Below are 20,539 nucleotides of genomic sequence, written 5' to 3'. Positions count from 1 at the left end.
CAAAATACGCAATGGAAAAAAACCGTCAACAAGAGTTAACACGCTGGCTGAAACAGCAAAGCGTTATTTCCCGCCGCTGGCTTACGATCTCCCGTCTTCTGGGGTTCGTTAGCGGTCTGTTGATTGTTGCCCAGGCATGGCTGCTGGCCCGCATTCTTAATCACATGATCATGGAGAACATTCCCCGTGAAGCGCTCCTGCTGCCCTTTATTGTTCTGATCCTGGTTTTTGTCCTGCGCGCCTGGGTGGTGTGGCTGCGTGAACGTGTCGGCTTCCACGCCGGACAGCATATCCGCTACGAGATCCGTCGTCAGGTGCTCGACCGCCTGCAGGAAGCCGGGCCCGCATGGATCCAGGGTAAACCGGCCGGAAGCTGGGCGACGCTGATCCTTGAGCAGATCGACGATATGCACGATTACTACGCGCGCTATCTTCCGCAGATGGCGCTGGCGGTTTTTGTGCCGCTGTTGATTGTTATTGCCATCTTCCCGGTTAACTGGGTGGCGGCGCTGATCCTGCTGGGGACCGCCCCGCTGATCCCGCTGTTTATGGCGATGGTCGGCATGGGGGCGGCTGATGCCAACCGCCGCAACTTCCTGGCGCTGGGCCGGCTGAGCGGACATTTCCTCGATCGTCTGCGCGGGATGGAAACCCTGCGTATTTTTGGTCGCGGTGAAGCGGAAACCGAGAATATTCGCCTGGCATCACAGGACTTCCGCCAGCGCACGATGGAAGTGTTACGCCTGGCGTTCCTCTCGTCCGGCGTGCTGGAATTCTTTACCTCGCTGTCGATTGCCCTCGTGGCGGTTTATTTCGGTTTCTCCTATCTCGGCGCGCTGGATTTCGGCCACTACGGCACGGCGGTGACCCTCTCTGCCGGTTTCCTCGCGCTCATCCTGGCTCCGGAGTTTTTCCAGCCGCTTCGCGACCTGGGGACCTTCTATCATGCCAAAGCGCAGGCCGTTGGCGCGGCCGACAGCCTGAAAACCTTCCTGGAGACGCCGCTGGCGCACCCGGAGCGCGGTGACGTGGCGCTGAACGCTAAAGAGCCGGTAACCGTCGACGCGAGCGATTTCTGCATTCTCTCGCCGGAAGGAAAAGTGCTGGCTGGCCCGCTGAACTTTAGCCTGCCCGCCGGAAAACGCGTGGTGCTGGTCGGCACCAGCGGTTCAGGGAAGAGTTCTCTGCTGAATGCGTTATCCGGTTTTATGGCCTACACCGGTTCGCTGCGGATAAACAAAACTGAACTGCGTAATCTCGATCCCGACGCCTGGCGTAAGCAGCTCAGTTGGGTCGGACAAAACCCGCAGCTTCCTGCTTCCACGCTGCGCGAAAACGTGCTCCTGGCACGCCCGGATGCTCGTGAAGATGAACTGCAGTCCGTTCTCGACCGCGCGTGGGTCAGTGAATTTCTGCCGCTGCTCCCGCAGGGTGTCGATACCGTGGTAGGCGATCAGTCTGCCGGGCTGTCTGTCGGCCAGGCACAGCGCGTGGCCGTCGCCCGTGCGCTGCTGAACCCGTGCCAGCTGATGCTGCTGGATGAGCCTGCTGCCAGCCTGGATTCACACAGTGAACAGCGCGTCATGGCGGCCCTGAGCGCCGCTTCCCTGCAGCAAACCACCCTGATGGTTACCCATCAGCTGGAAGGCATTGCTGACTGGGATGAGATCTGGGTGATGGAAAACGGACATATTATTGAGCAAGGCAATTACGCCGCTCTTGTTGCCGCGCAGGGGCCGTTCGCCGCCCTGCTGGCGAACCGTCAGGAGGACATCTGATGCGTGCTCTGCTGCCTTATCTTGCGCTCTATAAACGCCACAAGTGGATGCTGACGCTGGGGATCGTGCTGGCGATTGTCACGCTGCTCGCCAGCATCGGCCTGCTCACGCTTTCCGGCTGGTTCCTGTCGGCCTCCGCCGTAGCCGGGTTCGCCGGATTATACAGCTTCAACTATATGCTGCCGGCGGCAGGCGTGCGGGGTACCGCCATTACCCGTACTGCCGGACGCTATTTCGAGCGGCTGGTCAGCCACGACGCGACGTTCCGCGTCCTGCAGCACCTGCGCATTTACACCTTCAGTAAACTGCTTCCCCTCTCCCCTGGCGGGCTGGCGCGTTTTCGCCAGGGCGAATTACTGAACCGTGTCGTTGCGGATGTCGACACGCTGGACCACCTATACCTGCGGGTGATCTCCCCGATAGTGGGCGCGTTTGTGGTGATTGCGGTAGTTACGCTGGGGCTGTCCGTTCTGGATGTTCCCGTTGCGCTGACGCTGGGTGGAATTATGCTGCTGACGCTCATTATTCTGCCGCCGCTGTTTTATCGCGCCGGGAAATCCACCGGGGAAAACCTGACGCGGCTGCGCGGGGATTACCGCCAGCAGCTGACCTCCTGGCTTCAGGGCCAGGCAGAGCTAACCATTTTTGGTGCCAGCAAGCGCTACCGTGCCCGAATGGAAAGTACGGAGCTAAACTGGCATGAAGCCCAGCGCCGCCAGTCGGAACTGACGGCCTTCTCGCAGGCGCTGATGGTGTTAATCGGCGGCGTGGCGGTGATCGCCATGCTGTGGCTGGCATCCGGCGGGATTGGCGGTAATACCCAGCCAGGCCCTCTTATTGCCCTCTTTGTTTTCTGCGCGCTCGCCGCATTTGAGGCACTGGCCCCGGTGACGGGCGCTTTCCAGCATCTTGGACAGGTGATCGCCTCTGCCCTGCGCATCACCCAGATTGCCGAACAAAAGCCTGAAGTCACGTTCAGTGCCGGGCAAACCACCGTGCCTGAGCAGGTGGCGCTGACGCTTGATAACGTGACCTTCGCCTATGACAAACAGGCGCAGAACGCGCTGGAGGGTATCAACCTTTCCGTTAATGCAGGGCAGCGGATTGCGATCCTCGGCCGTACCGGCTGCGGTAAGTCGACGCTGCTGCAGCTGCTGACGCGCGCCTGGGATCCACAGCACGGTCAGATTCGTTTTAATAACACGTTGCTGACTGATTTCAGCGAGCAGGCCCTGCGCAAGACCGTGAGCGTTGTTCCACAGCGCGTGCATCTGTTTAGCGCCACCCTGCGCGATAACCTGCTGCTGGCCGCGCCAGAGGCTTCGGACGATGATCTTCGCGCCGTACTGGAGCAGGTCGGACTGCAAAAGCTGCTTGAGGACGAAGGACTGAACAGCTGGCTGGGAGAAGGCGGTCGTCAGCTTTCCGGCGGAGAGCTGCGCCGTCTGGCCATTGCACGCGCGCTGCTGCATGATGCACCTCTGATGCTGCTCGACGAACCTACAGAAGGGCTTGATGCGACAACCGAGAGTCAAATCCTTGATTTACTGGCAAACGTTATGGCAGGAAAAACCGTCCTGATGGTGACACACCGCCTGCGCGGGCTGGCAAGTTTTGATCGGATAATTGTGATGGACAATGGACACATTATTGAGCAAGGTAGTCACGCAGAGCTGTTGGCGAAACAGGGTCGCTACTACCAGTTCAAACAGCGTCTGTAGACTATATTTGTAGCGTCCTCACTCGCGTACTGGAGTTTTGCTGTCATGCGCCTGGTCCAGCTTTCTCGTCATAACATCGCGTTTCCTTCGCCGGAGGGAGCGCTGCGTGAGCCCAACGGGCTGCTGGCCCTTGGCGGTGACCTTAGCCCTGCGCGGCTATTAATGGCCTACCAGCGCGGCATCTTCCCGTGGTTTTCTCCCGGCGACCCGATTTTATGGTGGTCTCCCGACCCGCGCGCCGTGCTGTGGCCAGCGCAGTTCCATCTGAGCCGCAGCATGAAGCGTTTCCATGCTAAATCCCCATATCGCGTCACGCTGAATCACGCCTTTGGGCAGGTGATCGAAGGCTGTGCCGAAGATCGCCATGAAGGGACTTGGATCACCCGCGATATCGTCAACGCCTACCACCAGCTCCATGAGCTTGGCTACGCCCACTCCATTGAGGTTTGGGAAAAGGGGGAACTGGTTGGCGGCATGTACGGCGTGGCGCAAGGGACGCTGTTTTGCGGCGAATCGATGTTCTCCCGTGCGGTTAACGCCTCGAAAACCGCGCTGCTGGTCTTCTGCGAGGCCTTTGCCCAGCGCGGCGGACGCCTGATCGATTGTCAGGTGCTCAACGAGCACACGGCCTCTCTCGGTGCAGTTGACATCCCGCGACGACAGTATATCGAGCATCTGGACGCCTGCCGTCAGGAGAAGCTCCCGCGCGACTTCTGGATCCCCAGAACGCTCTTTATGCCCAATGCTTAAATGTTTTCCGCATATTTTTTGTGAGGGTGTTATAATTATGCCGCAGAGTAGCTTCTGCCTGTTGCCCCGCCGCCGTTTGGGACCCTCGCTTCAGATAACGTCCTGACGTTTATCCTGTCGTCTCCCCTTTACGAATGCGCTTCCTGTTCGGTTGTACCGTGACGCTTGGGCAATGCGCCGAAACTGTTTTGCTGCGTTTTAATCGCGCAATTCTTTACTTAATTGATGAATTTCGGCATTATCTTGCCGGTTCAAAACTTGGTAGTGATACCCCAGAGGATTAGATGGCCAAAGAAGACAATATTGAAATGCAGGGTACCGTACTTGATACGTTGCCTAATACCATGTTTCGCGTAGAGCTGGAAAACGGTCACGTGGTAACTGCGCACATCTCCGGTAAAATGCGCAAAAACTACATCCGCATTTTGACGGGCGACAAAGTGACTGTTGAACTGACCCCGTACGACCTGAGCAAAGGCCGCATTGTCTTCCGTAGTCGCTAATTTTTTCGCCTGTAATGGCAGATGAATATATAAAAGGTCGGGTTAATCCCGGCCTTTTTTATTTATGGCGTTAGTGTTGCTGCTTCGGAAGATGTATTGTCATCCATGGTTGTACAGGAGCGATTAAATCCCCCGCCATAGAATGAGCCATGTCATGAAGTAATCCCGTCAGGTGCGGCAGCATATCACGGTCCAAATGCGACACCAGCAGCACATGATTCAACGCCCGGCAGTAGTCACATTTCGTTTCTGTATCTTCAAGCAACCACTCTTTTTGTCGCGGTTGTTCCGCTTCTTCCTCAAATTCCACCACCTGAAAATCACGCATTGATTCTGTGAGGCCGGATTTCACCTCTTCCAGGTAGGCTCCGAGACAACGGCAAACGGGCTGCGTTTGCGGAAGTGATTTGCAATCCAGCAAGATCTCGGTGAGCAGTTTGCAGCGCTCTGCAAGGGTTGGGAGATCGGGGTTGAGAGAGAGTTCGGTGTAGAGTTGGGAGATAGACTGGTTTTCCATATTCATAATTTCCATATTAAGAGCTGAAAACTACCACCAGAAACGCCAACTTCAGGTGGCAGACTGAACCGGTTTGGCGTACCGACCATATGGAAAATCGGCGCTTCAAAAGAAGCCCCGGTTCAGCCCACCATATTTGAAGATACGGATTATACCGCAGCTAAAAAAAGAATGAACGAAACCAGTGACGTTGCGTTGAGCAACATCTTTCCATATGTGTGTAATCAGGACGCCAATCCCGGCACCTGATTTTGCAGGTGCGCCGCCATTTTATTACTGTGGATTTATCCAGCAACTAACTTCGAAAGAAACTGGAAAGCGCCTCGCAAAATTCCTCTGTGGCCTGAAGCCCTCACCCCAGCCCTCTCCCACAGGGAGAGGGAGAAAACAAAAAAAACGGCAACCGAAGTTGCCGTTTTGCTTTTACCTTTCAACTCAGTGAGCCGCTTCCGGCTTGTGCTTCGCCGCACTCTGGAAATCGTACGTCAGCTCGTTCTTCGCCTGATCCAGCGCCACGGTCACCTGACCGCCGTCCACCAGCGAGCCAAACAGAAGCTCGTTCGCCAGCGGTTTCTTCAGGTTGTCCTGAATCACGCGCGCCATCGGACGGGCCCCCATCGCGCGGTCGTAGCCTTTCTCGGCCAGCCAGTTGCGGGCCTCCTGGCTCACTTCCAGCGAGACGCCTTTCTGATCCAGCTGAACCTGCAGCTCGACGATGAACTTGTCCACCACCTGATGGATCACCTCGGTAGACAGGTGATCGAACCAGATAATGTTGTCCAGACGGTTACGGAACTCCGGCGTGAAGATCTTCTTGATCTCCTCAATCGCATCGGTGCTGTTATCCTGGTGGATCAGGCCGATGGATTTGCGCTCGGTTTCACGTACCCCGGCGTTAGTGGTCATCACCAGCACCACGTTGCGGAAGTCCGCCTTGCGCCCGTTGTTATCGGTCAGCGTCCCGTTGTCCATCACCTGCAACAGGATGTTGAACACGTCCGGGTGCGCTTTCTCGATTTCATCGAGCAGCAGGACCGCGTGCGGATGCTTGATCACCGCGTCAGTGAGCAGGCCGCCCTGGTCAAAGCCCACGTAGCCCGGAGGTGCACCAATCAAACGGCTGACGGTGTGACGCTCCATATACTCGGACATATCAAAGCGCAGCAGCTCAATGCCCAGCGCTTTGGAGAGCTGAACCGTCACCTCGGTTTTCCCCACGCCGGTCGGACCGGCAAACAGGAAGGAACCAACGGGCTTGTGGTCATGCCCCAGGCCGGCACGGGCCATCTTGATCGCTTCGGTTAAGGCCTCAATGGCTTTATCCTGACCAAAGACCAGCATTTTCAGGCGATTGCCGAGGGTGCGCAGCGTATCGCGATCGCTCTGAGAAACGCTCTTCTCAGGAATACGCGCGATGCGGGCGACCACGGACTCGATATCCGCCACGTTCACGGTTTTCTTACGCTTGCTGGCCGGCATCAGGCGCGCACGCGCCCCGGCCTCATCAATCACGTCAATCGCCTTATCCGGCAGGTGACGGTCGTTGATGTATTTCACCGCCAGCTCCACCGCCGCACGCACCGCTTTCGCGGTGTAACGCACGTCGTGGTGCGCTTCGTACTTGGTTTTCAGGCCGTTGATGATCTGCACCGTTTCGTCAACCGACGGCTCGGTGACGTCGATTTTCTGGAAACGACGCGCCAGCGCGCGATCTTTCTCAAAAATGTTGCTGAACTCCTGGTACGTCGTGGAGCCCATCACGCGGATCTTGCCGCTTGAAAGCAGCGGTTTGATCAGGTTTGCCGCATCCACCTGGCCACCGGAAGCCGCACCTGCGCCGATGATGGTGTGGATCTCATCGATAAACAGGATGCTGTTGGTGTCCTGCTCCAGCTGTTTCAACAGCGCTTTGAAGCGTTTTTCAAAATCACCGCGGTATTTAGTGCCCGCCAGCAGCGAGCCAATATCCAGCGAGTAGATGGTGCAGTCGGCAATCACTTCCGGCACGTCGCCCTGCACAATGCGCCAGGCAAGACCTTCGGCAATCGCCGTTTTACCCACGCCTGACTCGCCCACCAGCAGCGGATTGTTCTTGCGGCGACGGCACAGCACCTGAATCGCGCGCTCCAGCTCTTTATCGCGGCCAATCAGCGGGTCGATGCCGCCAACGCGAGCAAGCTGATTAAGGTTGGTGGTGAAGTTTTCCATACGATCCTCCCCGCCTGCTTGCTCTTCATTGTTATTGACCTGATTGCTGGAATCCGATGCCTGGTTAGGCTCGTCTTTGCGCGTTCCGTGAGAAATAAAGTTAACCACGTCAAGGCGGCTGACTTCGTGTTTGCGCAGCAGGTAGGCAGCCTGTGACTCCTGCTCGCTGAAGATGGCGACTAAGACGTTTGCGCCAGTCACTTCACTACGTCCGGAAGACTGGACGTGGAAAACCGCGCGCTGCAACACGCGCTGGAAGCTGAGCGTCGGCTGCGTGTCGCGCTCTTCTTCACTGGCTGGCAGCACCGGTGTGGTTTGTTCGATGAAGGCTTCGAGTTCCTGACGTAGCGCCACCAGATCCACGGAGCAGGCTTCCAGCGCTTCGCGGGCAGATGGGTTGCTAAGCAGTGCGAGCAGTAAATGCTCGACGGTCATAAACTCATGTCGGTGCTCACGCGCTCTGGCGAAAGCCATGTTTAAACTGAGTTCCAGTTCTTGATTGAGCATAGGCACCTCCCCCAATTTTATGCCTTATCAGGCCTTTTCCAGCGTACACAGCAACGGATGCTCGTTCTCCCTCGCATAGTCGTTCACCATCGCCACTTTGGTTTCCGCCACCTCGGCGGTAAAAATGCCGCAGATAGCTTTGCCACGATAATGAACGGTAAGCATCAGTTGCGTTGCACGTTCTACATCATAAGAAAAGAACTTTTGTAGCACGTCAATAACAAATTCCATCGGCGTGTAATCATCGTTCATTAACATAACTTTATACATAGATGGCGGTTTTAGCGCGTCGCGCACTTTATCTTCCGCCAGCTGGTCAAAATCCAGCCAGTCGTTGGTCTTACCCATTTTGCATAACCACTTTGAATCTACCTCAGATGTTAGATAACAATCATCTATTACTGTCATCCGCGATGTCTGTCACAAACTGTTGCAATAGCGTTAACTGCTTCAAACTTTGGTTGATTATTGTCCCAACTCCAGCGCCAAACGCTTGACGACGTCTTTCGTTTATCTAAATTGTACAAGCGTGAGATGGCGAGGTTTTGAACAGCCCCCACTCCACCACCGGTTCATTCCATCTTAATTTATAAGATTTACGAAGGATGTCGAAGCATGGAAATGGGTACTGTTAAGTGGTTCAACAACGCCAAGGGGTTTGGCTTCATCTGCCCCGAAGGCGGCGGCGAAGATATCTTCGCTCACTATTCCACCATTCAGATGGATGGTTACAGGACGCTCAAAGCCGGGCAGTCCGTCCGGTTCGATGTACACCAGGGACCAAAAGGCAATCATGCAAGCCTAATCGTACCCGTTGAAGCAGAAACGGTTGCATAGCTCTCTGTTTTATTGTGTACATCACGCAGTCAAAATGCCAGCCCGATCGGCTGGCATTTTTATTTTCGGGTTATTCCCGAGCCAGCGCGTCCACCGGATCCAGCCGCGCCGCGTTGCGCGCAGGCAGCCAGCCAAACAAAATCCCGGTAAAGGTGGAACACAAAAACGCGGTGAGTATCGCCATCGGCGAGAAGCCAATCTCCCAGCCGGGTAAAAAGAGCTGGAGCGCAAAGGCAATCATCATCGAGAGCGCAATGCCCATCGCGCCGCCCACCAGGCATACCAGCACCGCTTCAATTAAAAACTGCTGAAGCACGTCGCTGGCCCTGGCCCCGACCGCCATGCGGATGCCAATCTCCCGGGTGCGTTCAGTTACCGACACCAGCATGATATTCATCACCCCGATACCGCCAACGACCAGCGAGATCACCGCCACCAGCGTCAGGAACAGCTGAAGAGTACGTGTGGTCTTTTCCGCCGTTTTCAAGAGGCCGTCCATATTCCAGGTGAAGAAATCCTTCTTCCCGTGGCGCAACGTTAACAGCCGTTCCAGCTGCTGTTCCGCCAGCGCGCTGTCATAGCCCTCCTTCACGCGCACGGTGATGGAGTTAAGCCACGACTGGCCCATAATCCGCCCGGAGATGGTGGTATACGGCAGCCAGACGCGCAGGATCTTGCTGCTGCCGAACATCGACTGCTTCTCTTCCGCCACGCCAATGACCGTGGCAGGCATGTTGCCGACGAGGATCACTTCGCCCACCACATTCGCTTTATTGGGGAAAAGCTGCCTGCGCGAGTTGGCGTCCAGCACCACCACCTGCGCCCTCCCCGCCAGCTGCTCGGCGTTGAAGGTGGCGCCTTCGCTGAAGGTCATGCCGTAGACGTTGAAGTAGTCGCCGCTCACGCCGTTGGCGCTGGCCGCCACGTCGATGTTGCCGTAGCGCAGACGCAGGTTTTGCGAGACCGCAGGCGTGGCGGAGTTCACCCACGGCTGCTTCTGAATCGCCGCCAGATCGTCATACTTGAGCGCCTGCTGATACTGCGGCTCGTCGTCGCCGAAGTCTTTGCCGGGATAGACGTCAATGGTGTTGGTCCCGATGGCGCGGATATCCGCCAGCACCAGCTGCTTGGCCGCGTCGCCCACCACCACAATCGACACCACCGAGGCAATACCGATAATGATGCCGAGCATGGTCAGCAGGGTGCGCATTTTGTTGGCCGCCATCGCCAGCCAGGCCATGGTCAGCGCTTCACGAAAGCCGCTGGAGAACTGCGCCCAGCCGGTTGACGCAGGCAGCGCTTCCTTCGGTGCCGCCGCGCGGGACTCACGCGGCGGCGGGTTGCTCACCAGCTCGCCGTCGTGGATCTCTATAATGCGTTCGGCCTGCTTTGCCACCTGCGGATCGTGGGTCACGATAATCACCGTGTGGCCCTGATCGCGCAGCTGGTGCAGGATCGCCATCACCTCTTCGCCGGAGTGGCTGTCGAGCGCCCCGGTCGGTTCATCCGCGAGGATCACCTGCCCGCCGTTCATCAGGGCGCGGGCAATACTCACGCGCTGCTGCTGGCCGCCGGACAGCTGCGACGGCTGGTACTCCACCCGCTCCGCCAGCCCCAGGCGCGTTAACAGCGCCTTCGCGCGCTCAAGGCGTTTCTTCCGCTCAACGCCCGCATACACCGCGGGAACCTCCACGTTCTGCGCCGCGCTCAGGTGAGAGAGCAAGTGGTAACGCTGGAAGATAAAGCCAAAGTGTTCCCGGCGCAGCTTCGCCAGCGCGTCGCCGTCCAGCGTCGAGACGTCCGTCCCGGCCACGCGGTACGTACCGCTGGTGGGTTTATCCAGACAGCCGAGAATGTTCATCAGCGTCGATTTACCGGAGCCCGATGCCCCGACAATCGCCACCATCTCGCCCGCCTCCACGCTCAGGGAGATGCCTTTCAGCACCTCCACCGGGCCGTCGCCGGACGGATAGCTGCGGCGAATGTCGTTCAGCTCAAGTAGCGCGGTCATTTAGCGGCTCCGGGCAGGCTTTCGCTGACAACAACCTCCTCGCCCTCTTCCAGCCCTTTCTCCACCACCACGTCGGTGTCGTTGCGCGCGCCAATCACCACCTCGCGCTCGCGCGTTTCACCGTTGCGCAGCACTTTCACCTTGTAGCGATTGTCCCCGGCGGATTCACCCAGCGCGGAGAGCGGAACGGTCAGCACGTTCTTCACGCCGGTCAGCTGGATGTGCACCTGCGCGGTCATGTCCAGGCGCAGCACGCCCTTCGGGTTTGGCACTTCAAAACGCGCATAGTAGAAAATGGCGTCGTTAACCTTTTCCGGCGTCGGCAGAATGTCTTTCAGCACGCCCTCGTAGCGGGTCTGGGGATCGCCGAGTACGGTAAACCAGGCATTCTGTCCCGGCTTAAGATGGATCACGTCCGCCTCGGAGACCTGGGCCTTCACCAGCATGGTGCTCATGTCCGCCAGCGTCAGAATGTTTGGCGCCTGCTGGGCGGCAATCACCGTCTGGCCCTGCAGCGTGGTAATTTGCGTCACTTCCCCGGCCATCGGCGCAACGATCTTTGTGTAATCAAGATTGGTTTTCGCCGTATCCAGCGAGGCCTGATTACGCTTGATTTGCGCGTCGATCGTGCCAATCTGCGCCTGTTTCACCGCCAGTTCAGTCGCGGCGGTGTCTAAATCCTGTTTCGAGATAGCCTGGGTTTTCGCCAGCGCCTGCTGGCGGGTCAGCGTTACCTGCGCCAGGTTACGCTCTGCCTGCGCCTGCGCACGCTGCGCGCGCAGCTCCATCAGCGTCGCTTCCACTTCGCGGATCTGGTTCTCAGCCTGCTCGGGATCGATAACGCCAAGCAGCTGGCCTTTTTTCACCTTGTCGCCAATCTCTACCGACAGCGTTTTCAGCTGGCCGCTGACCTGAGCGCCGACGTCAACTTTGCGCAGCGCATCAAGTTTGCCCGTCGCAAGGACATTTTGCTGCAGTTCACCCGGACGAACGATCAGCGTCTGGTACTGCGGCACAGGCGCGTTAAGCACCTGCCATAACCAGAATCCACCGGCTACAATCACCAGCGCCAGCAGCAGAAACAGCGTTCTGCGTTTTCCCTTGAGGTTCATAAATATTCCAAATAAATGTTCTGGCAATAATAAACGTTGATTCTATCTAAACGACTCCTTAACGAAACCCCTGTTCTCCGAAATCACCCTAATTTGTTTACAAGACGTTGATATTTCCCCTGCTGAAATAGCGGTATTCCAAAAGACTCAGGATTTATCATGTCTTCTATCGTCGATACACCTCTTCCAAACCTGACGCAGCCGACATCCGGCTGGCAGCTCTTCAAAAATCTGGCGTTCGGCAAGATCGCGCCCGGCCTTGCATGGCAGAACCCCGCCTATCGCCGTAAGTTCATGCTGCGTTCTCTGGCGACGCCCGTGAGCACCTCTCGCCTGTTAACAAACCTCGCTAAGCAGCCGCGTCTGATGCAGATGCTGCAGGTGCAGCCCGGTCTGCCGTGTCGGCTTCATCGTCCCTGGCTGACGGTGAAGATGGATCGCCAGCACGCGCTGGAATCCCTGAACTGGCACTATCAGGCCATGAGCCGCCAGCTCCCGGCCACGCTCCTGAAGGGCTATCTTTCGACACAGGGGACTACGCTGCTGACCTTAACCGGGAAAGATGAACAGCAATTTACCGTCCGCCTGTGTGCCGATGCGTTCCTGGATAAAGAGGGAGAGGCCACCCTCACCTTCTGCGACGTTCAGAATACGGTGCTGGCGGAGCTAACCTTTACGCTCTGCCAGTTTGAAGGTAAATCGACGCTGTTCATCGGCGGTTTGCAGGGCGCGAAAGCGCATGTTCCCCATGAGCTGATCCAGAAAGCGACGAAGGCCTGCCACGGTCTGTTCCCGAAACGCCTGCTGGTTGAAGCCGCCATGACGTTCGGCGCCGCATTCCCGGTCGTGCAGATTGTTGCCGTCAGTAATGCCACCCATATTTATCGCAGCTGGCGCTACCGCAAGAAAAAAGAGGGAAAACTGCTGGCCGATTACGACGGCTTCTGGAGTTCCCTCGGTGGGGAAAAACAGGAGAGCGGCCACTTTATGCTGCCGCTTGCCATGCCGCGTAAACCCGTAGAAGAGATCGCGAGCAAAAAACGCGCCGAATACCGTCGCCGCTACGCGCTGCTGGATAGCCTGATTCAGCAGGTGAAACAGGCGACCGAACGTTAATCCGCCCTTCCGCGTGCCAGCCACAGCACGCGGGAGAACATTTTCCGCAGCAGGGTCGGAACCGCCTCTACGCCCCGCCTTCCCGCTTCCGTCGCCACTTCAATGGCTAAGTCCGGTTTCGACGAACGGTGAATAGCTTTGGCGATCACGCGCCGCATGTTCATCGGGACGTCGACCGGCACCATCGCAATGCGGTGGAATACGTCGTCAAAGCCCTGACGGTACATAAAATGCTCCATGTCCATCGCGGGCAGCATCGTTAAATGGTCCCGTTCTTCTTCCCGCTCGTTGTTCAGCAGGCTGCGCACGGTTGAGGCATATTTTTTCCCCGCTTCGTCGCCGTCCACCAGCACATGCCATTCAATTCCCATTCGGCGGGCAAATTTTATCAGCGGTTTTAATCCCGACTGGGCAAATTCGATCACCTTAATACCTTCGGCATCAAAATGGTGGCCGCACTGGCGCGCCAGTTCGTTGATGACCCAGGTCTCCGTTTCCCCCTCCACCAGCAGCCAGCAGCGGGCGAAGAGCGACGAGGCGCGATTAAAGCGTATATGAAACGCGATTCGCCGCCCGTCTTCGGCGTTCATCCCGCCGGGCCCGAGGCGGTATGCGGATACGCGGGAGGACTCGCGCACCAGACGGCAGATGTGCTCCACCGGCGTCAGCGATAGCAGCTCACCGGAGTTGGTGGTGGTAATCCGCTGGAGCGGCAGCAGATTCAGCAGGTGCCACGCTACGGAGAGCATGATGGGGTGCAGGCGCGTTTCCGGATCTTCCACCAGCAGCAGCGGGCGGGCATCCCGGTCAAGACGCACGGTGCCCTTCGCCTGCAGAAGCGTTGAAAACAGCCCCAGCAAAATCACCCGATGAGTACGCCCGCCGGGCCGGTCGATCATCCGGTTGATGATGTCGAGATAGCGCCAGCTGCGCTGTTCATCATGAGAACGGCGGCGCATCAAACGATGGCGCGACTCCGAGGTGCCCTGCTCGGAAAAATAGTGCTCCAGCAGTTGCACCATCGCCGACAGCCCCTGACGAATTTGACCATCGGTGAGGTTTTGCGGACGCGACACCAGCTCTCGCGCCAGGAAATCCAGCTCGCGGGCGGTGACTTCCACTTCCGGCATATTCGGTACGGTGCCGTTACGAATACGGCGCATAAAGCGCGCATCGCGCAGGCGTAACACCGGCGTCAGGCGGATAAGGTGACGCGCCAGATCGTCGATATTCTCCAGCGGAATCGGGTTGGCTTTCTCATCGAGGAATTCACGCAGGGTCAGTACCCCCTCGTTTTCCGCCATTTCACCTTCCAGCCGATAGAAAATCCGGTGGAAACCGTCGTCGCAGGGCACCCAGCAGGGCGACAGCGGGCGGAAGCGACGCACGCGGTGACGGCCGGGTTCAGATTCACGGAACGTCAGGATGATATGCAGGTGCTTCTCGCGGCCCGCGATATCGCCGGGCGGGAACCAGAAATCATCGTGGACGAAGTGATACAGCTTGTCTTCGGGTGAAAGCAGCAGCGTCAGCGCATCAAGCAGGCTGGACTTACCCCACGCGTTCTCGCCGATCAGGACGTTGTTCTGCTCCAGCTGCAGCGACAGGCGGTTAATACCGCGAAACCCGACAATTTCCACACGTTCGAGAAGCATAAATCCCCCGCGAAATGATCACTTTTTCCTTTAAGTTATCAGCAGTATAGCGGCAGGAACCCTGGCACGACAGCAGAACATTCACCCTTGCGAGATTTGAACTATGCTCTATTTACCGCTGATTTGAACAAGGATTGACATCACATTGCCTTAAATCAAATTAACCGAATTTATTTAAGTGGCGAAGGGATGTTGTTGGTTTTTAAAATACGGGCTCTTTGAGTCGTCATCCCTTTATGGCGATATATCCCGTGCGCGGGAAAACGCGTGGAAAATTATTTTGAGGTGGTTATGTTTAGAAAATTGGCAGCAGAATGCTTTGGTACATTCTGGCTGGTATTTGGTGGCTGCGGTAGCGCCGTTCTGGCAGCAGCATTCCCGGAATTAGGTATTGGTTTTGTCGGCGTCGCGCTGGCATTTGGCTTAACCGTATTAACCATGGCTTTCGCCGTGGGGCATATTTCCGGCGGTCATTTTAACCCGGCGGTGACATTAGGCTTATGGGCGGGCGGACGTTTCCCGGCGAAAGAGGTTATTGGCTACATCGTGGCGCAGGTGGTTGGCGGTATTATTGCGGCGGGCGTGCTGTACGTCATTGCCAGCGGTAAAGCAGGCTTTGACGCGGCGGCCAGCGGCTTCGCCTCTAACGGCTTCGGCGAACACTCTCCGGGCGGTTATTCCATGCTTTCTGCCATTGTAATTGAAATTGTACTGACCGCAGGCTTCCTGCTGGTGATCCACGGTGCAACCGACAAACACGCGCCTGCAGGCTTCGCGCCCATCGCCATTGGTCTGGCTCTGACGCTGATCCACCTGATCTCCATTCCGGTGACCAACACCTCCGTTAACCCGGCGCGCAGCACCGCCGTCGCCATTTTCCAGGGCGGCTGGGCGCTTGAGCAGCTGTGGCTGTTCTGGGTGATGCCGATCGTCGGCGGTATTCTGGGCGGCGTGCTGTACCGCACTCTGCTGGAAAAACGCGATTAATCTTTCCCTCCCTCTCCCCGTGGGAGAGGGTCGGGGTGAGGGCAACAGGCCGCACCCCCACATAGACACAAGCCGGGTAAGGCGCAGCCGCCGCCCGGCTTTCTTTTGCCGCTTTACTGAGCAGCCTTTATTGGGTAGTGTCTCTGGCGCTTAACAGAAACTCAAAAGGACCGGCTGTTCATGTTTTCAGGACTCCTCATTATTCTGCTGCCCCTGATTGTGGGCTATCTTATTCCGCTGCGTCATGAATCGGCCTTAAAGCTTATTAACCGTTTTCTCAGCTGGATTGTTTACGTCATTCTGTTCTTTATGGGGATCAGCCTGGCCTTCCTGGATAATCTGGCGACAAATTTACTTTCCATCCTGCATTATTCTGCGGTCACCGTGGTGGTTATTTTGCTGTGCAATATTGCCGCCCTGCTGTGGCTGGAACGCACTATTCCGTGGAAAAATAATCACCACCAGGAAAAGCTTCCCTCCCGAATTGCAATGGCGCTGGAATCATTAAAGCTCTGCGGCGTCGTGGTGCTTGGATTTCTTCTGGGCCTTACCGGATGGACATTTTTGCAGCACGCGACGGACGCCAGCGAATATACCCTGATCTTCCTGCTGTTCCTGATTGGTATTCAGCTGCGAAATAACGGTATGACGCTGAAACAGATTGTCCTGAACCGTCGGGGAATGATCGTTGCCGTTATGGTTGTCGTCAGCTCAATGGTCGCGGGCGTGATTAATGCCTTTATTCTCGATCTGCCGCTAAAAACCGGCCTGGCGATGGCCTCCGGGTTTGGCTGGTACTCCCTCTCCGGTATTCTGCTGACCGAATCCTTCGGCCCGGTGATCGGTAGCGCCGCCTTCTTTAACGATCTGGCGCGAGAGCTGATTGCCATCATGCTGATCCCGGGTCTGGTTCGCCGCAGCCGCTCGACGGCACTGGGCCTGTGCGGCGCCACGTCGATGGACTTTACCCTGCCGGTCCTCCAGCGTTCGGGCGGGCTGGAGATGGTGCCCGCAGCCATCGTTCACGGCTTTATTTTGAGCCTGCTGGTTCCCGTCCTGATGGCGTTTTTCTCTGCCTGATACCTCTGTGGCGGTAGGGCTCCTGCCGCCAAAATTGCGCTAAATCAATCTCCCTCTATTTTGTCGCAGAAAGCTCTTTTCACCGTTCTGGCACAGGCATACCCTTAAACATGTATATTAAATATAACTTTTACAGGTGTGATTATGTTTTGTGTGCAATGTGAACAAACCATCCGTACCCCGGCAGGCAACGGCTGCTCTTACGCGCAGGGTATGTGCGGTAAAACCGCAGAAACATCAGACCTTCAGGATCTGCTGATAGCCGCCCTGCATGGTCTTTCCGCCTGGGCCTTCAAAGCCCGTGAATACGGCATCGTCGACCATTACGTCGACAGCTTCGCGCCGCGCGCGTTTTTCTCCACGCTGACTAACGTCAACTTCGATTCTCCGCGCATCGTCGGCTATGCCCGCGAAGCGATTGCCCTGCGCGAAGCTTTGAAAGCGCAGTGCCTGAATGCCGATACCAGTGCCCGCGTGGACAACCCAATGGCGGAGCTTCAGCTGGTTAGCGACGACCTCGGCGAGCTACAGCGCCAGGCCGCAGAATTTACCCCTAATAAGGACAAAGCGGCGATTGGCGAAAACATCCTCGGCCTGCGTCTGCTGTGCCTGTATGGCCTGAAAGGTGCAGCGGCCTATATGGAACACGCGCACGTTCTCGGGAAGTCAGATAACAACATTTACGCCCAGTACCACAAAATTATGGCGTGGCTCGGCACCTGGCCTTCCGACATGAACGCCCTGCTCGAGTGCGCAATGGAAATCGGCCAGATGAACTTCAGGGTCATGAGCATTCTTGATGCCGGTGAAACCAGCACTTACGGTCATCCAACCCCGACGCAGGTCAACGTCAAAGCGACCGAAGGCAAATGCATCCTGATTTCCGGGCACGACCTGAAAGATCTCTACAACCTGCTGAAGCAGACCGAAGGCACCGGCGTTAACGTCTATACCCACGGCGAAATGCTGCCCGCCCACGGCTACCCGGAACTGCGCAAGTTCAAGCATCTGGTGGGTAACTACGGCAGCGGCTGGCAGAATCAGCAGGTAGAGTTCGCCCGCTTCCCTGGCCCTATCGTGATGACCTCCAACTGCATCATCGACCCTACCGTGGGCGCGTATGACGACCGCATCTGGACCCGCAGCATCGTCGGCTGGCCGGGCGTGAGCCACCTTGAAGGCGACGATTTCGGTCCGGTTATCGAGCAGGCGCAGCAGATGGCGGGCTTCCCGTACAGCGAAATCGAACATCTGATCACCGTTGGCTTCGGTCGCGAAACGCTGCTGGGTGCGGCAGATTCTCTGATTGACCTCGTCAGCCGTGAAAAGCTGCGCCACATCTTCCTCGTTGGGGGATGCGACGGCGCGCGCGGCGAGCGTAACTACTTCACCGATTTCGCCACCAGCGTGCCGGATGATTGCCTGATCCTGACCCTGGCGTGCGGTAAATACCGTTTCAACAAGCTGGACTTCGGCAACATCGAAGGCCTGCCGCGCCTGATTGATGCAGGCCAGTGCAACGATGCTTACTCGGCCATCATTCTGGCGGTCACGCTGGCGGAAAAACTCGGCTGCGGCGTGAACGATCTGCCGCTGTCGCTGGTGCTCTCCTGGTTCGAGCAGAAAGCGATCGTCATTCTGTTGACCCTGCTTTCTCTCGGCGTGACCAACATCGTAACCGGCCCGACCGCGCCAGGCTTCCTGACGCCGGACCTGCTGGCGGTGCTGAACGAGAAATTCGGTCTGCGTTCCGTGACCAACGTTGAAGATGATATGAAGCAACTGCTGAGCGCGTAAGGAGCGATTCATGACCATGCCAACCTCACAATGTCCGTGGCGGATGCAGGTTCATCACATCCATCAGGAGACGCCGGATGTGTGGACGCTGTCGCTGCTCTGCCACGACTACTATCCGTACCGTGCGGGCCAGTATGCGCTGGTCAGCGTTCGCAACTCGGCGGACACGCTTCGCGCCTATACGATCTCCTCCACGCCGGACGTGAGCGAGTACATTACGCTCACTATCCGCCGCATTGATGACGGTGCAGGCTCCCAGTGGCTGACCCGTGACGTGAAGCGCGGGGATTACATCTGGCTGTCTGACGCGCAGGGGGATTTCACCTGTGACGACAAGGCAGACGATAAATTCCTGCTGCTGGCGGCGGGCTGCGGCGTAACGCCGATCATGTCGATGCGCCGCTGGCTGGCGAAGAACCGCCCGCAGGCCGACGTGCAGACAATCTTCAGCGTGCGCTCTCCGGAAGATGTGATTTTTGCCGGTGAGTGGCGTGACTATCCGGTGACGCTGGTGGCGGAACACAACGCGACCCACGGTTTTGTGCCCGGTCGCCTGAGCCGCGAGCTGCTGCAAAGCGTGCCGGATATTGCGAACCGTACCGTGATGACCTGCGGCCCGGCGCCGTACATGGATATCGTGGAGAAAGAAGTTAGAGCGCTTGGCGTGACCCGCTTCTTCAAAGAGCAGTTCTTCACGCCGGTGGCGGAAGCGGCAACCAGCGGGATTCAGTTCACCAAACTGCAGCCCGCACAGACCTTCTTTGGCCGCGTGGGCACCACGCTGCTGGAAGCGCTGGAAAGCAACAAGGTGCCGGTAGTCGCGGCCTGCCGTGCGGGCGTGTGCGGCTGCTGTAAAACGAAAGTGGTTTCAGGGGAATATACCGTCACCAGCACCATGACGCTGTCCGACGCGGAAATTGCCGAGGGTTACGTGCTGGCGTGCTCGTGCCACCCGCAGGGGAATTTGGTCCTCGCATAAGCGATAAACGTTCGATCGTAGGCCCGGTAAACGCTCGCGCCACCGGGCTTTTTTGCCGGGTGGCACTGCGTTTACCCGGCCTACGTTGTGCATGCTGCCTGTACGGCAGTGAACAAGGCGATCAACCCGGTGTGCGGGACGTACTTTTCTAAGCTGCCTGTACGGCAGTGAACGACAACCTGAATGGCCCGTCAATCCCAATTCATTTCTAAGCTGCCTGTACGGCAGTGAAGCTTTGGGCAGCTCTTTGTCTTGTGGTCATAGTTTTCTAAGCTGCCTGTACGGCAGTGAAGGGAACAATCTACATCTATCACCTTGTCAGATAAAGAATTCCCCTAAAAAATACCCTTTAAACCCTTTTTTCATCACAAATAATTCCGCTTAATAAAATCAAAGACTTAAAAACCACCAATAAAAAAGGGTCCAGAGACCCTTATATTTTTAGCACCCAGCTTTATTGCCACGCAGGCGCTTTCCCTAACGCAAACCGCCCTGCCCCTAAACACGCTACCGCCAGCGAGCCAACAAAGAAGTACACCAGGCTTTCAATCGCCCATGCCCCAACCTTATCGAGCGCGAACGTTTCACCCACTCCCACCATCAGCCATGCCACGATCATCGTAAACGCCAGCACCAGCGCGGCCGGGCGCGTAAAGAGCCCGACAATAATCAGGATCGGTGCCACCACTTCGCCAATCAACACGCCGTAGGCAATAAATCCCGGCAGCCCTTTCTCTACCAGCATGCCGCTGATAAATCCCACGCCACCAAACAGCTTATGTAAACCGTGAAAAAGCATCAGCCCACCGACGGCAAGTCGTAACAAGAGTTTGCCGAGATCGTCGTACGATAGCTTTTCATTAACAGCAATTAACAATGATTTAACAATTTGAAATGATTCCTGTTTTCACTGAGGCATCACCAGATTATGCCGAAGCGTGGCGCGTGAAAAGCACCTTTTAAATGGGGGGATTTGACGGG

17 protein-coding genes and 1 CRISPR repeat array are annotated in these 20,539 nt (G+C 57.0%); of the genes, 10 read left to right on the top strand and 7 right to left on the bottom strand.

Translation table 11 applies throughout. The features are described from left to right. Window positions 1-11: 11 nt before the first annotated feature. The 4 genes from cydD (at window position 12) to infA (ending at window position 4,752) form a co-directional block, all read left to right on the top strand. Window positions 12-1,778 (top strand): cysteine/glutathione ABC transporter permease/ATP-binding protein CydD, encoded by a 1,767-nt coding sequence (cydD, locus tag IM284_RS01445; protein ID WP_193055700.1) that lies wholly within the window; start codon window positions 12-14, stop codon window positions 1,776-1,778. Continuing rightward, on the top strand, window positions 1,778-3,499 hold the full coding sequence (cydC, locus tag IM284_RS01440) for a cysteine/glutathione ABC transporter ATP-binding protein/permease CydC (protein ID WP_047368202.1): 1,722 nt from the start codon (window positions 1,778-1,780) through the stop codon (window positions 3,497-3,499). The genes cydD and cydC overlap by 1 nt, the downstream gene beginning before the upstream one ends. Window positions 3,500-3,544: 45 nt before the next feature. Next, a complete protein-coding gene (gene aat / locus IM284_RS01435) occupies window positions 3,545-4,249 on the top strand; it encodes a leucyl/phenylalanyl-tRNA--protein transferase (RefSeq protein WP_041910636.1) in 705 nt (234 codons plus the stop codon). A 284-nt stretch (window positions 4,250-4,533) separates the two neighbouring features. Beyond that, entirely contained in the window at window positions 4,534-4,752 is a 219-nt protein-coding gene (infA, locus tag IM284_RS01430; protein ID WP_002211347.1) for a translation initiation factor IF-1, read from the top strand. Between the two features lie 70 nt (window positions 4,753-4,822). Here infA and IM284_RS01425 read toward each other — a convergent pair whose 3' ends face one another. The 3 genes from IM284_RS01425 to clpS all read right to left on the bottom strand — a co-directional run bounded on the left by IM284_RS01425 (window position 4,823) and on the right by clpS (window position 8,332). Beyond that, entirely contained in the window at window positions 4,823-5,284 is a 462-nt protein-coding gene (locus IM284_RS01425) for a hypothetical protein (protein WP_370552112.1), read from the bottom strand. A gap of 420 nt (window positions 5,285-5,704) precedes the next feature. Continuing rightward, window positions 5,705-7,984, bottom strand: a complete 2,280-nt coding sequence (clpA, locus tag IM284_RS01420) for an ATP-dependent Clp protease ATP-binding subunit ClpA (protein WP_047368200.1) — start codon at window positions 7,982-7,984, stop codon at window positions 5,705-5,707. 27 nt (window positions 7,985-8,011) lie between these two features. Then, window positions 8,012-8,332 (bottom strand): ATP-dependent Clp protease adapter ClpS, encoded by a 321-nt coding sequence (gene clpS, locus IM284_RS01415; protein WP_006174393.1) that lies wholly within the window; start codon window positions 8,330-8,332, stop codon window positions 8,012-8,014. Window positions 8,333-8,599: 267 nt separating this feature from the next. Here clpS and cspD point away from each other — a divergent pair, with 267 nt between their 5' ends. Next, window positions 8,600-8,821 carry a cold shock-like protein CspD gene (gene cspD / locus IM284_RS01410; protein ID WP_006809408.1) on the top strand — a complete coding sequence of 74 codons (222 nt, stop codon included), beginning with the start codon at window positions 8,600-8,602 and terminating at the stop codon, window positions 8,819-8,821. A 70-nt stretch (window positions 8,822-8,891) separates the two neighbouring features. Here cspD and macB read toward each other — a convergent pair whose 3' ends face one another. Then, window positions 8,892-10,832 carry a macrolide ABC transporter ATP-binding protein/permease MacB gene (gene macB / locus IM284_RS01405; RefSeq protein ID WP_047368199.1) on the bottom strand — a complete coding sequence of 647 codons (1,941 nt, stop codon included), beginning with the start codon at window positions 10,830-10,832 and terminating at the stop codon, window positions 8,892-8,894. Next, window positions 10,829-11,944: a macrolide transporter subunit MacA gene (macA, locus tag IM284_RS01400; RefSeq protein ID WP_041910641.1), complete on the bottom strand. Its 1,116-nt coding sequence runs from the start codon at window positions 11,942-11,944 to the stop codon at window positions 10,829-10,831. The genes macB and macA overlap by 4 nt, the downstream gene beginning before the upstream one ends. A 159-nt stretch (window positions 11,945-12,103) precedes the next feature. Here macA and IM284_RS01395 point away from each other — a divergent pair, with 159 nt between their 5' ends. Continuing rightward, on the top strand, window positions 12,104-13,060 hold the full coding sequence (locus IM284_RS01395) for a VirK/YbjX family protein (RefSeq protein ID WP_047368198.1): 957 nt from the start codon (window positions 12,104-12,106) through the stop codon (window positions 13,058-13,060). On the opposite strand, the gene IM284_RS01390 is transcribed toward IM284_RS01395, so the two are convergent. Then, window positions 13,057-14,715, bottom strand: a complete 1,659-nt coding sequence (locus IM284_RS01390; protein ID WP_041910643.1) for an ATP-dependent endonuclease — start codon at window positions 14,713-14,715, stop codon at window positions 13,057-13,059. The genes IM284_RS01395 and IM284_RS01390 overlap by 4 nt on opposite strands. A gap of 291 nt (window positions 14,716-15,006) precedes the next feature. Here IM284_RS01390 and aqpZ point away from each other — a divergent pair, with 291 nt between their 5' ends. The 4 genes from aqpZ (at window position 15,007) to hcr (ending at window position 19,558) form a co-directional block, all read left to right on the top strand. Next, the gene (gene aqpZ / locus IM284_RS01385) at window positions 15,007-15,702 is read left to right on the top strand and encodes an aquaporin Z (RefSeq protein WP_028012545.1); all 696 of its coding nucleotides are present in this window, start codon (window positions 15,007-15,009) and stop codon (window positions 15,700-15,702) included. A 180-nt stretch (window positions 15,703-15,882) separates the two neighbouring features. Continuing rightward, window positions 15,883-16,782 (top strand): lysine exporter LysO family protein, encoded by a 900-nt coding sequence (locus tag IM284_RS01380; protein WP_028012543.1) that lies wholly within the window; start codon window positions 15,883-15,885, stop codon window positions 16,780-16,782. 144 nt (window positions 16,783-16,926) lie between these two features. Next, a complete protein-coding gene (gene hcp / locus IM284_RS01375) occupies window positions 16,927-18,579 on the top strand; it encodes a hydroxylamine reductase (protein ID WP_028012542.1) in 1,653 nt (550 codons plus the stop codon). Between the two features lie 10 nt (window positions 18,580-18,589). Then, window positions 18,590-19,558 carry an NADH oxidoreductase gene (hcr, locus tag IM284_RS01370; RefSeq protein ID WP_063437598.1) on the top strand — a complete coding sequence of 323 codons (969 nt, stop codon included), beginning with the start codon at window positions 18,590-18,592 and terminating at the stop codon, window positions 19,556-19,558. 85 nt (window positions 19,559-19,643) lie between these two features. Then, window positions 19,644-19,850: direct repeats of the CRISPR family, unit length 28 nt; unit sequence TTTTCTAAGCTGCCTGTACGGCAGTGAA. Between the two features lie 162 nt (window positions 19,851-20,012). Here hcr and IM284_RS01365 read toward each other — a convergent pair. Then, the gene (locus tag IM284_RS01365; RefSeq protein ID WP_047368196.1) at window positions 20,013-20,447 is read right to left on the bottom strand and encodes a DoxX family protein; all 435 of its coding nucleotides are present in this window, start codon (window positions 20,445-20,447) and stop codon (window positions 20,013-20,015) included. Window positions 20,448-20,539 lie beyond the last annotated feature (92 nt).

Origin of the sequence: Enterobacter cloacae complex sp. P12RS, assembly GCF_014895875.1 — a bacterium.
Taxonomy (GTDB): Bacteria; Pseudomonadota; Gammaproteobacteria; order Enterobacterales; family Enterobacteriaceae; genus Enterobacter; species Enterobacter bugandensis.
Note: the sequence above shows the minus strand (reverse complement) of the source record. Positions and strands in the feature narration are given on the sequence as shown.

Excerpts from the sequence above, each read along its gene's own strand:
- clpS (WP_006174393.1), bottom strand. The coding sequence starts at position 8,332 with ATGGGTAAGACCAACGACTGGCTGGATTTTGACCAGCTGGCGGAAGAT.
- IM284_RS01380 (WP_028012543.1), top strand. The coding sequence starts at position 15,883 with ATGTTTTCAGGACTCCTCATTATTCTGCTGCCCCTGATTGTGGGCTAT.
- aat (WP_041910636.1), top strand. The coding sequence starts at position 3,545 with ATGCGCCTGGTCCAGCTTTCTCGTCATAACATCGCGTTTCCTTCGCCG.
- hcr (WP_063437598.1), top strand. The coding sequence starts at position 18,590 with ATGACCATGCCAACCTCACAATGTCCGTGGCGGATGCAGGTTCATCAC.
- macA (WP_041910641.1), bottom strand. The coding sequence starts at position 11,944 with ATGAACCTCAAGGGAAAACGCAGAACGCTGTTTCTGCTGCTGGCGCTG.
- IM284_RS01425 (WP_370552112.1), bottom strand. The coding sequence starts at position 5,284 with ATGGAAATTATGAATATGGAAAACCAGTCTATCTCCCAACTCTACACC.
- cydC (WP_047368202.1), top strand. The coding sequence starts at position 1,778 with ATGCGTGCTCTGCTGCCTTATCTTGCGCTCTATAAACGCCACAAGTGG.
- IM284_RS01390 (WP_041910643.1), bottom strand. The coding sequence starts at position 14,715 with ATGCTTCTCGAACGTGTGGAAATTGTCGGGTTTCGCGGTATTAACCGC.
- cydD (WP_193055700.1), top strand. The coding sequence starts at position 12 with ATGGAAAAAAACCGTCAACAAGAGTTAACACGCTGGCTGAAACAGCAA.
- clpA (WP_047368200.1), bottom strand. The coding sequence starts at position 7,984 with ATGCTCAATCAAGAACTGGAACTCAGTTTAAACATGGCTTTCGCCAGA.
- cspD (WP_006809408.1), top strand. The coding sequence starts at position 8,600 with ATGGAAATGGGTACTGTTAAGTGGTTCAACAACGCCAAGGGGTTTGGC.
- IM284_RS01395 (WP_047368198.1), top strand. The coding sequence starts at position 12,104 with ATGTCTTCTATCGTCGATACACCTCTTCCAAACCTGACGCAGCCGACA.
- hcp (WP_028012542.1), top strand. The coding sequence starts at position 16,927 with ATGTTTTGTGTGCAATGTGAACAAACCATCCGTACCCCGGCAGGCAAC.
- infA (WP_002211347.1), top strand. The coding sequence starts at position 4,534 with ATGGCCAAAGAAGACAATATTGAAATGCAGGGTACCGTACTTGATACG.
- aqpZ (WP_028012545.1), top strand. The coding sequence starts at position 15,007 with ATGTTTAGAAAATTGGCAGCAGAATGCTTTGGTACATTCTGGCTGGTA.
- macB (WP_047368199.1), bottom strand. The coding sequence starts at position 10,832 with ATGACCGCGCTACTTGAGCTGAACGACATTCGCCGCAGCTATCCGTCC.